The sequence below is a fragment of the Streptomyces sp. genome (genome assembly GCF_050698815.1).
GTDB lineage: Bacteria > Actinomycetota > Actinomycetes > Streptomycetales > Streptomycetaceae > Streptomyces.
Genome location: NZ_JBOHCV010000639.1, coordinates 1 through 7,833, shown reverse-complemented (window position 1 = coordinate 7,833; position 7,833 = coordinate 1). Strand labels below are relative to the sequence as shown.

7 protein-coding genes are annotated in these 7,833 nt (G+C 71.0%); 2 read left to right on the top strand and 5 right to left on the bottom strand.

Features of this window, described 5'->3' with window-relative positions:
• A partial coding sequence (locus ACRDP3_RS23030) for an SDR family oxidoreductase (RefSeq protein ID WP_431518906.1) occupies positions 1 to 240 on the top strand: 240 nt, incomplete at its 5' end.
• Positions 241 to 305: 65 nt separating this feature from the next.
• Here the strand turns inward: ACRDP3_RS23030 and ACRDP3_RS23025 are convergent.
• The 5 genes from ACRDP3_RS23025 to ACRDP3_RS23005 all read right to left on the bottom strand — a co-directional run bounded on the left by ACRDP3_RS23025 (position 306) and on the right by ACRDP3_RS23005 (position 5,457).
• Positions 306 to 857 carry an N-acetyltransferase family protein gene (locus tag ACRDP3_RS23025; RefSeq protein ID WP_431518905.1) on the bottom strand — a complete coding sequence of 184 codons (552 nt, stop codon included), beginning with the start codon at positions 855 to 857 and terminating at the stop codon, positions 306 to 308.
• A gap of 204 nt (positions 858 to 1,061) precedes the next feature.
• Positions 1,062 to 1,619, bottom strand: coding sequence for a class IV adenylate cyclase (locus tag ACRDP3_RS23020; protein ID WP_431518904.1), 558 nt, complete (start codon positions 1,617 to 1,619; stop codon positions 1,062 to 1,064).
• Position 1,620: 1 nt separating this feature from the next.
• Positions 1,621 to 1,905 carry a hypothetical protein gene (locus ACRDP3_RS23015; protein WP_431518903.1) on the bottom strand — a complete coding sequence of 95 codons (285 nt, stop codon included), beginning with the start codon at positions 1,903 to 1,905 and terminating at the stop codon, positions 1,621 to 1,623.
• 129 nt (positions 1,906 to 2,034) lie between these two features.
• Positions 2,035 to 4,926, bottom strand: a complete 2,892-nt coding sequence (locus ACRDP3_RS23010) for an FAD-binding and (Fe-S)-binding domain-containing protein (RefSeq protein ID WP_431518902.1) — start codon at positions 4,924 to 4,926, stop codon at positions 2,035 to 2,037.
• A 51-nt stretch (positions 4,927 to 4,977) separates the two neighbouring features.
• A complete protein-coding gene (locus ACRDP3_RS23005; protein ID WP_431518901.1) occupies positions 4,978 to 5,457 on the bottom strand; it encodes a prevent-host-death family protein in 480 nt (159 codons plus the stop codon).
• A 647-nt stretch (positions 5,458 to 6,104) separates the two neighbouring features.
• Between ACRDP3_RS23005 and ACRDP3_RS23000 the strand changes: the two genes are divergently transcribed.
• A complete protein-coding gene (locus ACRDP3_RS23000) occupies positions 6,105 to 7,610 on the top strand; it encodes a UDP-N-acetylmuramoyl-L-alanyl-D-glutamate--2,6-diaminopimelate ligase (RefSeq protein ID WP_431518900.1) in 1,506 nt (501 codons plus the stop codon).
• Positions 7,611 to 7,833: the final 223 nt, after the last annotated feature.

The window sequence follows — 7,833 nt, the reverse complement described above, 5'->3', positions numbered from 1 at the left end:
GCACTGGGCACGGTCGCCGTCGAACGGTACGAGGAGGACGTCGCCAGGCTCGGCACGGAGCGCGGTGCCCGATGGCACACCCGTACGGGCATGCTGCACGCCCTCGAACGAGTGGGCCGACCCGAAGAGGCTGCCGCAGCGATCACGTATCTGCTGTCGGACGATGCCGGTTTCATCAGCGGGGCGACTCTTTCGGTCGATGGTGGCAGGGCCGTACTGGCCCGTGAACCCCAACCATGACGTCGTCGATAGCGACAGATAAGCGCTCCTGCCTCAGCAGGATTCCGCATCGGTCGGTGGCTCGCCTAATGGCCCAAGTCGCGGACCATCGTTGCGTAGAGCGGGGCGTCCGGGAACGGCCTTTGCCCGCCCAGGTCGCGGTACCCCCACTGCTCGTAGAGGGACTTGACCTTGGGGTGGTCGGATTCGACCAGGAGCGTGGCGCGTTGTTCGCGGCGACCGGTCAGCAGCTCCTCGTGGATACGTCGGGCGAGGCCGGTGCCGCGCCATTGAGCGCGCACCATGACTTCGAAGACAGCCACTGTGCGGATGCCGCTCTCGGAGGTGTCCTCTTCAGGTAGCGGCTCGATCATTCCCTTCCACCACGCCGATCCGGGTGCGAGGGCAGCGCCGTAGACGTATCCGGCGGGCTCATCGTCGTCGTACGCCACGACGGCCTCCCACCGGGGCAGACCGGCCTGGCTTGTCAGGCGCTCCTCGAACTTCTCGGCGGAGAAGAACGGATCGGCCTTGATCTCATCGGCATACACCTCGCGGTACACGTCGACGAGGACGGGCCGGACAGCATCGAGTTGGTCACGTCCGTAACGGAAGAAGGGCAGGACGTCGGCGGGCATGGCTCTCCTTTTGCGGGCGTACTCGGTCCACTCCCGGGTGACCTTTGCTCCGGGGGCCTTCATGGCGAGCTTCCGGGTGAAGGAGTGGACCACGAGGTGGTGGACGCGCCCGGTTGCAGGACTGGCGAGGACCGCGCCTCCTCCCAGTCGGCGGGCCTTTATTCTTCTGGACCGCCACCCGAACGGGATGCCGGTCGCCGGCATCTACCGGCCGAGGGCGAGGTGCGGGTATCCCGCGTTGACGCGCTCGCCGAGATCGGCGTCGAGGGTCGCGATGAACTCGTCCAGGCGGGCCGTGGCGGCTTCGATGCTGTCGGCTTCGCCCTTGAACTCGAACTCGATGAAGGTCCCGAGTGCGGCCACCTCGTCGAAGGCGATGGCGACGTCCCCGTCGCTCGTGGTCCACTCCTCGCGGACCTTGTCGACGACGGCGATCTCCTTGCAGTCGAGCGCCGCGAGGATGTGGGTGACGGCCCTCGGGTCACCGACGGTTGTCTCGTACTCGTCGCAATGCGTCTTGATCTTGGCGTCGATCGGGTGCCAGAGCTTGAAGTTGAAGGACGCGGTGTTGTCCTCGACACGGACGCGAAGCCACTCGGAGATCACCTCGGGGGCGAGGAAGTCCCGGTGGGGCGCGTTGTAGTAGGTGTCGATCTGGCGGGACGGCTCGCCCGGCTTGGCTTCCATGCTGGTCAGGGTGTCCTTGACCGGCTGCGCCGGTCCGGTGAGCCGGTACTTCTGCTCGACCTCGGTGTACTCCACGTCATGTCCTTCGCTGCTGGTGTGTGGGCGAATTCTCGTGGTTCGCGGGGGTGTCGGGTGTCGATCTGGCTGACTTCTCTCGCACGGGTGACATGACGTCCCGCAGGAATGACATGTCTTCGCCGTTGACCGGTTCGGTGGCCCGGGCGAGGACAGCGGTGATCTGGGAGGCGCTGCGGAAGCCGACCAGAGCGCTGGCTTCGGGAACGCCGTGCAGGGCGTACTGGACGGCGGCTCGGGCGAGATCGCTGTCGCCCGTCCCGAACCGCTCGCCGATCGTCTTCACGGCTGCGCCGACCAGCCGGATGAAGACGGAGTCGACCGGCTTGCGCGAGCGGTGATCGAAGGCGCTGAAGGAGCGTTCCAGGCCGGTCCGGCAGGAGCCTCCTCCGGTCGGACATCGGAAACGCCGCTCCTACGCCGGCTTCTCCGGCAGTCGCTCCGCCAGCACCTCGGCCAGGTGCCGGCTGCCCTGTCCGCCCAGCTGCGCCAGCTGCGTGCGGCACGAGTAGCCGTCGGCCAGCAGCTCGGTGTCCGGGCCCGCCGCCCGCACCGCGGGCAGCAGCTGGTCCTCCGCGCACGCCGCCGACACCTCGTAATGCCCCTTCTCGAAGCCGAAGTTGCCCGCGAGCCCGCAGCAGCCCTTGCTCAGCTCCCCGGTCAGTCCGGCCCGTTCACGCAGCCGCCGGTCCGCCGCGTCGCCGATGACCGCGTGCTGGTGGCAGTGGGTCTGGCCGGCCACCGGGCGGTCGACGCGGGGCGGCGCCCAGTCCGGGGCGTGTTCCTCGAGCGTCTGCGCGAAGGTCCGTACGGACTCGGCGAGCCGGCGCGCACGCGGGTCGTCGCTCAGCAGCTCCGGCACGTCGGTGCGCAGGGCCGCCGCACACGGCGGCTCCAGCACGGTCACGGGCAGCCCCGCGTCCAGGGCGGGTTCGACGTGGTCGAGGGTGCGGCGCATGACCTCACGGGCTCGGTCCAGCTGGCCGGTGGAGACGTAGGTGAGACCGCAGCACACCTGCTCCGCCGGCACGGTGACGCGCAGCCCCGCGTCCTCGAGGACCTCCACGGCCGCCGAACCCGCCTCCGGCGAGAGGTAGTTGGTGAAGGTGTCCGGCCACAGCAGGATCTCCTGGCCCCCGCCCCGGCCACTCCCCTGCTCCTGCCCCTGCCCCTGCTCGCGCTTCCGTCGCCTGCCCCACCACCGGGTGAACGGTTCGCGCGCCAGCGGCGGGATGTCCCGTTCCGGCGCGATGCCGCCCAGCCGCTTCGCGAGGGCGGCGAACGGCCGTACCCGCGCAGCCGCGTTCAGCAGCGGCACCGTCCGGCTCGCCGCCGCGAGCCGCAGCCAGCGCGGCAGCCACCCCATCGAGTAGTGCGCCATCGGACGGCGCTTGTGCGCGTAGTGGTGGTGCATGAACTCGGCCTTGTACGTGGCCATGTCCACCCCCACCGGGCAGTCGCTCCGGCAGCCCTTGCAGGACAGGCACAGGTCGAGCGCGTCGTGCACCTCCTCCGACTGCCAGCCGTCGGTGACCACTTCGCCCGCCAGCATCTCGTGCAGCAGCCGCGCGCGTCCGCGGGTGGAGTGCTGCTCCTGGCCGGTCGCCCGGAACGACGGGCACATCACCGACGAACCGGCTTCCGTGTTACGGCACTTGGCGACCCCGACGCAGCGGCGCACCGCCGCCGAGAAGTCGCCGCCGTCGTGCGGATAGCCGAACTCCACGTCGACGGGCTCGCGCGGCAGCGGCGCGAAGCGCAGGTTCTCGTCGATACGCGCGGGCCGCACCAGCATCCCCGGGTTGAGCCCGCCGGCCGGGTCCCACAGGTCCTTGAACCGCCCGAAGAGGCCGACCATCTCCTCCCCGTACATCTTCGGCAGCAGCTCCGCCCGCGCCTGCCCGTCCCCGTGCTCGCCCGACAGCGAGCCGCCGTGCGCGACGACGACGTCCGCCAGCTCGTAGGAGAAGTCACGGAAGCGCTGGATGCCCTGCTCGCCCATCAGGTCGAAGTCGATGCGCACGTGGATGCAGCCGTCGCCGAAGTGCCCGTAGGGCAGTCCGCGCAGCCCGTGTTCGCGCAGCAGTGCGCGGAAGTCCCGCAGGTACGCGCCGAGCCGGGCCGGCGGCACCGCGCAGTCCTCCCAGCCCGGCCACGCCTCGCTCCCGTCGGACATCCGGGTCGCCGTACCCGAGGCGTCCTCGCGGATGCGCCACAGGGCGCGCTGCGCGGGAGCCTCCACGACGAGCTGGTGGTCGGTCGCGCCGTCCGCCGCCGCGGCCCGGCACAGCTCCCCGGCGCGGGCCCGCGCCGCCGCCTCGTCATCGCCGCCGACCTCGACGAACAGCCAGGCGCCGCCCCGCGGCAGGTTCGCCCTCGCCGCGTCGGCCACCAGGTCGCTGGCCATGCCTTCGACGGTCAGCGGCCCGTACGGCAGCAGCCCGGCCGCCGCCTCCGCCGCGGCGCTCTCGTCGGCGTACCCGAGTACGGCCAGCACCCGGGCGCCGGGCGTCGGCACGAGCTTGACGGTCGCCCGCGTCAGCACCCCCAGCGTCCCCTCGCTCCCGGTGAACACGCGCGCCCAGTCCTCACCCTTCTCGGGCAGCAGCTCGTCCAGCGCGTAACCGGAGATGCGGCGCGGGAGTTCGGGGAATCCGGTACGCAGCCGGGACAGCTCCTCCCGTACCAGCGTCCGCGCACCCTCCCGCAGCTCCTCGGGGACCCCGTCACCGCCACGCGCGAGGCGGGCACGCAGCCCCCCGTAGCCGAGCACGTCCAGCTCGGAGACGTTGTCGGCGGTGGTGCCCCAGGCGACGGAGTGGGAGCCGCAGGAGTTGTTGCCGATCATCCCGCCGAGGGTGCAGCGGCTGTGCGTGGAGGGGTCGGGGCCGAAGGTGAGCCCGTGCGGGGCGGCGGCGGTGCGCAGCCGGTCCAGGATCACCCCGGGCTGCACGACGGCGGTGCGGGTCGCCGGATCGAGGGACTCGATCCGGTCCATGTGCCGCGTGAAGTCGAGCACCACACCGGTTCCCGTGGCCTGCCCGGCGATCGACGTGCCTGCCCCCCGCGCGAGTACGGGCACCCCCTGCTCGCGGCAGACGGCGAGGACGGCCGCTACGTCATCGGCGTCGCGCGGGGCGACGACGCCGAGCGGTACGCGGCGGTAGTTGGAGGCGTCCATGGTGAACAGCGCGCGGCTGCCCGTACCGAACTCGACCTCGCCGCCCCGCACCGCCGCCCGCAACGCCCGCTCGACGTCGCCCGCCTGTGTCGCCGCCGCTGCCTTTTCCTGCGTTTCCTGTGCCATGGGTCCAGCCTGCACGCCGACACCGCTCGGACGGCAGCACCCCAGACCGGCCTATTCGGTGTCCTTCGAGAGCTCCACCCGGCCGAAGTCGCCTTCTGTGGGCCGCCGGGCCTCCTGGTACGCCTCAGGATCGGCTTTGATCCGGGCCGTGGCCCGCCAGCCACTGATGACCTCTTGCGCGGTGCCGTCCACACCCAGCTCAGCCGCGTCGGAGAGCCCCTCGATCAGTTCGACGGTGAACTCGCGGACTTCCGCCTCCGCCAGGTGCCTTATCCATGGGAAGACATCCGGCATCGCCGTCAGCACCGCCCGGGCACCGGCATCGTGCCTCATCAGTGCCAGAAACATGCGTGAGGAGGTGCTGAGGTCGTCGTCCCGCCGCTCCTCACGAGCCGCAGCGGTGAGGTAGAAGTCCGGGGCGTCGCGGTGGGTGACGCGGAGCCGCCCGGCATGTGCGGCCCGCTCGGCCACCGCCCGGGGATTGCGGGAAAGGTCGGAGAAGGTCACCGACTCCGGGTGGCTGGTGCTCATGACAGCCAGCTTACTCAGATCACATTCTGATGTCTATCCCAGGCTGCCAGCGGGCTCCGACTCGAACATCCGAGCCGGGCATCCCCGCTGATGCGCCTGGGGCGGCACCCCTTCCACGGGTGAGCCTCTCGCGCCTTCGCGACGCGTCGGCCCGGCACGGGCCCGGCTTCGCCGCGCGCCGCCGAACAGCCGGGCGGACGGCCGGAGTTCCCGGGTCACCTCGCCGCCCCGCGGGGGCCGCCCGCGGGGCCGTCCGACGGGGATCCCGGCCGTTCACCTGGGGGTAGACTCGCCGCATGGGTAGCACGAATGCGGTGAGGGCGGGCCTGCGAGAGGCCCCTCACGCTCTGTGCACCACCACCGCTCATGCCGTGAGTGAGGCGCCGCAGAACGGCTGCCGGGCACTGCACGGTCACGGCTAGCGATTCTCGACGGTCCCTTCCGGGGATGCCGCCCCACCGCCCGTAACGCCTGAGCACTCCGGCTGCGGGATCGCGCAGTAGCGCCGCATCGCCGGCTCGATCCGGACGTACGCACTTCACCCGTTCCGCACCACACAGCACCACACCACCCGGCTTCGGCGTGGCGTCGCACAGCGGCGCCCGGCCGAGGACCGGCCGCGCCGCACTCCCCCCGAAGGGCTCCCTGTGAAGTTGAGTGAACTGCTGACCGGACACGACCATCGGATTCTCCAGGGAGACCCGGAGACGAGGATCACCGCGGGAGCGTGCTTCGACGCCCATCGTGTGGCGCCCGGTTCGCTGTTCATCGCGGTACCCGGCCACCTCGAGGGCGGCCCCGAGTTCATCGGACCGGCGCTCGCACGGGGCGCGGTGGCCATCCTGATCGAAGACGAGAACCGTCTGGTCGAAGGTGCCGCAGCGGACAGCCCGGCACCGGCGTGGGCGGCGTCGGCCGACGTGTGCGTCGTCCAGGTGCCGGACACCCGTGTCACCGCCTCCGTCGTCACCTCCCGCTACTACGGCGAGCCGGGCCGGGAGATGGACATGGTGGCGATCACCGGCACCAACGGGAAGACGTCGGTGTCGTACATGGTCGAGTCCGTGCTGCGGATCGCCGAAGGCGCCAAGGCGGGCGTCATCGGCACGGCCGGCAGCCGGATCGGCGACGAGCTGATCCCGATGCCGAGGTCCGTACTGACCACGCCGGAGGCGCCGGACTTCCAGTACCTGCTGGGCTGCATGCGGGACCGCGGGGTCGGCAGTGTGGTGCTGGAGGCCACCTCGATGGGCCTGCTGACGCACCGGGTGGACCACGCCTTCGTCGACGTCGGGGTTTTCACCAACCTGACGCAGGACCACCTGGACGACCACGGCACGATGGAGAACTACCGGGACGCCAAACTGCGCCTGTTCCAGGGCCTGTGCCAACGCGCCGTGGTCAACGCCGACGACCCGGTCGGTGCCACGATCCCGGCGATGATGCCCGGCGTGGTGACCACCTACGCCCTCGACGCCGAAGCGGACTACCGGGCGACCGACCTCACCATGGACGCCCTCGGCACCCGCTTCACCCTGCACCACGCGGGCCACAAGTACCCGGCGGCGATCCCCGTCCCGGGCCGGTTCTCGGTGGCCAACGCGCTGGCCACCGTGGCCGCCTGCCACCTCCTGGGCCACGAGCTGGAAGGACTGATCCACGCGCTCGAGCGGATGCCGCCCGTCCCGGGGCGGTTCGAACGCTTCGAGACGCCGGGCGGCACGTCCGTGATCGTGGACTACGCGCACTCGCCGGACTCCCTGGACAAAGTGCTCAGCACCATCCGCGACTTCACCACCACCCGCGTCATCACCGTCTTCGGCTGCGGCGGCGACCGGGATGTCACCAAGCGCGCGCAGATGGGCGAGATCGCCGGTACGTACTCCGACCTGTGCGTCCTCACCTCGGACAATCCCCGTAACGAAGACCCGGAGGCGATCCTGGACCAGATCGTCCCGGGGCTCACGGCGACAGGCACCCCGTTCGAGCGGTGTGCCGACCGGCGGGAGGCGATCTCCAGAGCGCTGTCCTTCGCCGGCCCGGGCGACGTCGTCCTCGTCGCGGGGAAGGGCAGCGAGCCGTACCAGATCGTCGGCGAGCGGCTGCTCCCCTTCAACGACATGGCGACGGTCCGCGAGCTCGTCGGCGCGTGAACGCAGGCCGGCGCCGGCAGCGGCTCACGGCTCGTGGATCCGGAACCCGGAACGGCGCCGTGGACCAGTGCCTTCGGAGGTCATGGCGCCGCCCGCGGTCATCCGCGGGCCGGTCCGGATGATTGAACACGCGGTGAACGGAGACCCGAATCATCGCATCCTGCAGCGCTGCACCGGATGAAGGCGCCGGAAGTTGGGCAAACAGCACCGACGCCGCCCCCTC

What these genes read in the sequence shown, in the direction of transcription:
- ACRDP3_RS23005 (WP_431518901.1), bottom strand. Translation starts at nt 5,457, where the DNA reads ATGAGCACCAGCCACCCGGAGTCGGTGACCTTCTCCGACCTTTCCCGC.
- ACRDP3_RS23025 (WP_431518905.1), bottom strand. Translation starts at nt 857, where the DNA reads ATGCCCGCCGACGTCCTGCCCTTCTTCCGTTACGGACGTGACCAACTC.
- ACRDP3_RS23010 (WP_431518902.1), bottom strand. Translation starts at nt 4,926, where the DNA reads ATGGCACAGGAAACGCAGGAAAAGGCAGCGGCGGCGACACAGGCGGGC.